This window comes from Streptomyces sp. NPDC060000 (genome assembly GCF_042737375.1).
In the GTDB taxonomy this organism is placed as follows: Bacteria; Actinomycetota; Actinomycetes; order Streptomycetales; family Streptomycetaceae; genus Streptomyces.
The window spans coordinates 1-2,895 of the sequence record NZ_JBHWUU010000179.1 but is presented as its reverse complement, the minus strand read 5'-3'; the positions used below and the strand labels follow the sequence as shown (position 1 = coordinate 2,895).

Annotated in this window: 2 protein-coding genes and 1 pseudogene; 2 read left to right on the top strand and 1 reads right to left on the bottom strand. The window is 72.4% G+C overall.

What is annotated here, in order from left to right; genetic code table 11:
* The first annotated feature begins 469 nt into the window (after window positions 1–469).
* Window positions 470–1,810, top strand: a complete 1,341-nt coding sequence (locus ACFWBB_RS42545) for a transcriptional regulator (RefSeq protein ID WP_385284672.1) — start codon at window positions 470–472, stop codon at window positions 1,808–1,810.
* 153 nt (window positions 1,811–1,963) lie between these two features.
* On the top strand, window positions 1,964–2,494 hold the full coding sequence (locus tag ACFWBB_RS42540; protein WP_385284669.1) for an NUDIX hydrolase: 531 nt from the start codon (window positions 1,964–1,966) through the stop codon (window positions 2,492–2,494).
* A 33-nt stretch (window positions 2,495–2,527) separates the two neighbouring features.
* On the opposite strand, the pseudogene ACFWBB_RS42535 reads toward ACFWBB_RS42540, so the two are convergent.
* A pseudogene (locus tag ACFWBB_RS42535) lies at window positions 2,528–2,770 on the bottom strand (hypothetical protein); the annotation flags it as partial.
* Window positions 2,771–2,895: the final 125 nt, after the last annotated feature.

Below are 2,895 nucleotides of genomic sequence, written 5' to 3'. Positions count from 1 at the left end.
GGCTCCGGGGGGGCCCCCCGCCCCCGGGGGGGGGGCCCCCCCGCCGATGCCGTGCGTGGGCCGCGGGCCCGTCGTGGCCGGTCGCGCGGTTCCCCGCGCCCCTGAGGCGCGGGGGCTGTGCTCCCCTGTACCCCGGGCGACTTCGCGAAGGGGCGCAGGTACGACCCCCTAGGGGCGCGGGGAACTGCGCGGCCGGCCCCCGCGCACCCGCACCCGACAACGCACCCGACAACGCACCCGAAATCCGCTGAACCCGCGGAGCGGTCCGTTGAACCGGAGCGACACGCCGGGCCGTCGTTCTTGAGGGGGAGCCGACGGCCCGGCGAACCTCTTGCGAGGCATTCCAGTCAAGCGACCGGGAACGCTGCGCGACAGCGCGCGCACCCTGCGAACGCGCGTACTTCGTTCACACCCCGTGTGAAGACGGACCCACTAGTCTGACCCGGACCGAGGTACCGGGGGGCACCCAATGCAGCCCAACACTCTGCTCGACGCGATCCTGGACGAGGCGGGCGTGTCGCACGCGGGCCTCGCCGCCCACGTCAACCAGGCCGGACGGGCCCGAGGACTCGCCCTGCGGTACGAGCACACGGCGGTGGCCCGGTGGCTCAAGGGCCAGCGCCCCCGCGGCCAGGTGCCCGATCTGATCTGCGAGGTGCTCGCGGCACGTCTGCACCGGCCGGTCACCCTCGACGACATCGGTCTCGGCGTGCGGGGCGGGCCGGCCGGCCCGCCCGGCACCTCGCTCTCCGGCTTCGTCGAGCGGGCCACCGCCCTGTGGCGCTCCGACGAGCAGCAGCGCCCGCACATCCTGGGGGCGCCCGCCGTCACCGGCACACCGGCTGTGATGCCGGTGTGGGAGTGGGAGAACCCGCCGGAGGACGTCGACGTCTCGCGGGGCGGCCGGCATCGCGTCACCTCCGCCGACATAGAGATGCTGCGGGCCGCCCGTGCCCACTACGAGCAGATGTACCGCAAGGCCGGCGGCATCGCGACCCGCAGCCGTATCGTCGGCTTCCTCAACGCGGAGACGGCGCCCCTGCTGCGGGGCAGCTACACCGACGAGACGGGCCGTCAACTGCACCGCGCCACCGGCGGGTTGGTGGCGGTCACCGGGATCTGCGCGTACGACTCGGACGCGCACGGACTGGCCCAGCGCTACTTCCACCAGGCGCTCAGACTGGCAAAGGCCAGTGGTGACCGGGGACTTGGGGCGTACGTCATCGCCCTCCTCGTCAACCAGTCGTTGTTCATGCGGGAGTACCGGCAGGCCGTCGCCTTCGCGGAGGCCGCGCTGCGGGCGGCGGGCCGGCACATCACGCCCGCCCTCGCCTCCGATCTGTACGCGATGCAGGCCAAGGCGTACGCCCACCTCGGCGACGGCACGAGCGCCCTGTCGTGCATCCGGCGTGCCGAGACGGCCGCCGATCGCATCCGGCGCGGACAAGAGCCCGACGAGACCGGCTATGTCCAGCCGGGTCTGGTCAACGTCCAGGTGGCGGAGGCGCTGCTCAGCCTCGGCGACCTCACCGCCGCCGCCGAGCACGCCGCGGCCGCAGTCGACACCCCTGCGCACGACCGGGGGCGCGTGCACCGGCTCGCCATGCTGAGCACGATCGAACTGCGCCAGGGCAACATCGACAAGGCGGTGGTCACCGCGGTGCAGATGGCAGAACAGGCCCGGGGCATGGAGTCCCAGCGGTTGCGCGACAGACTCCGGGCGGTGCGTGAGCACCTGGTGCGCAGCGGCTGCGCGGGCACGGCCGAGGCCGCCGAACTCATCGACGGAGCACTGCGCGTACCGCTGTAGGCGCGGCACGGCGGGGTATCCGACCGCGGAGACCCGCACGGACAGCCGCACAGGCACGCACAGCCGCACAGGCACAGACATCGGCCGTTGCCGCCGACGCTGCATAGTTCCTGCTGCGATATTGCCACTCACTCGACGGAAGGTGGCAGAACCGTGCAGTGGACGAAACAGAACGAACAAACTGTGTATGAAAACCGCTGGTTCAGCGTCAACCTGGCAGATGTGGAGCTGCCGGACGGCCGGCACCTGGACCACTTCCTCATACGGCTGAGGCCGGTCGCCGTGGCGACGGTCGTGAACAAGGCCAACGAGGTACTCCTGCTGTGGCGGCACCGCTTCATCACCGACAGTTGGGGGTGGGAGCTCGCGGCGGGCGTCGTCGAGGACGGCGAGGACATCACCCGCGCGGCCGCCAGGGAACTCGAGGAGGAGACCGGCTGGCGGCCGGGGCCGCTGCACCACCTGATGAGCGTGGAGCCGTCCAACGGGCTCACCGACGCCGTCCATCACATCTACTGGTCGGACGACGGCGAGTACGTGGGACACCCGGTGGACGACTTCGAATCGGACCGCCGGGAGTGGGTCCCCCTCGAGCTCGTTCCCGGCATGGTCGCCCGGGGGGAGGTCCCGGCCGCCAACATGGCGGCCGCGTTGATGCTGCTGCACCACCTCAGGCTCGGCTGAGGACGGCCGGACGGCCGGGGACCGGTGGGCCGGCGCCTGCCGGACCGTCGCGACCAGTGCCCCCAGGGCGGTGAGAGCCGCCAGTGAGGGCAGCGGCCGGCGGGTGTGTTCCAGCGAGATCATGCGGGTGTTCAGCCCGTCGAGTTCCTTGGCGGTCTCCTCGGTGCGATGGCGTCAGCAGGGCCGGCCCGCCCTCGACACGGGCGTACGGGCGTCGAGCCGACGCCGTGACTCCGCGAGTTCTCCATGGACGACGGGATGCTCGGGATCGGTACTGCGCGCGGCGTATGCGGGCCTGGGCGCACACGGCGTGTGTACGGCGCGGGCCCGGGGCGCACAGGAGGGCCCGGGCCCCCAGGGGCACCGGGGGGGTTAAAGAAGCGGAGAAGCCCCCGCCCGGC

Bases quoted from the DNA above. Each gene is read 5' to 3' on its own strand.
- ACFWBB_RS42545 (WP_385284672.1), top strand. From the start codon at position 470: ATGCAGCCCAACACTCTGCTCGACGCGATCCTGGACGAGGCGGGCGTG.